At 38.8% G+C, this 802-nt stretch carries 1 protein-coding gene; it reads left to right on the top strand.

The annotated features are described in order from the left end of the window. The coding region (locus tag NZM05_12615; protein MCS7014457.1) for a hypothetical protein at positions 1-802 on the top strand (802 nt) is incomplete at both ends.

Below are 802 nucleotides of genomic sequence, written 5' to 3'. Positions count from 1 at the left end.
TAATTATAAACCAACTAGAATTAAATAACAACCCCCCTCCACAAATAAATATAATAGGCGTGGGAAATGGCAGTAGCGATACTGAAACAGTAGGTACACAATTAAAATTAAACTTAAATTTCCCTGGAATAGAAGAATGGAAACAGGCAATTTATGCCAAGATTGTGCTCAAGTGCGGTGAGCGCCGTTACTGGGAAGACTGGGCAAAAGATGTCGCCGATATTGCGAATCGGCATACTACCAGAATCAAAGGAATTTTAAAGACAGATAGTAAAGTAAAAGAGCAATTCGACAAGTTTGTTGACAGCCTACAGAAAATTATTAACCCAAGCCTTCAAGAAGACGATGCCATTGAGATGCTATCTCAGCATCTGATTACCAAACCCATCTTTGAAGCTCTCTTTGCTGATTATGAATTTACCAAATCTAATCCCGTTTCTATTGCTATGCAGAAAATGATATCTGCTTTAGAGGGGCAGGGATTAGCTAAAGAAACCCAGAAGCTAGAGAGATTTTATGAGAGTGTAAAACTTCGTGCTAGTGGGATAGACAATATTCAAGGAAAGCAGAAAATAGTTATAGAGCTTTATGACAAATTCTTTAAGCTCGCTTTCCCGAAGATGGCAGAGCGCCTAGGTATTGTCTATACGCCAATCGAGATAGTAGATTTTATTGTGCATAGTGCCGAGGCGGCTTTAAGACAAGAATTTGGTATCAGCTTAACAGATGAAAATGTCCACATTCTTGAGCCATTTACAGGCACGGGGACATTTATTGTACGCTTACTTCAAAGTAGGTTAAT

It is taken from the genome of Chloroherpetonaceae bacterium (assembly GCA_025056565.1).
GTDB lineage: Bacteria > Bacteroidota > Chlorobiia > Chlorobiales > Thermochlorobacteraceae > Thermochlorobacter.
The sequence above is the reverse complement of the archived record's forward strand: the minus strand, read 5'-3'. Positions and strand labels throughout refer to the sequence as shown.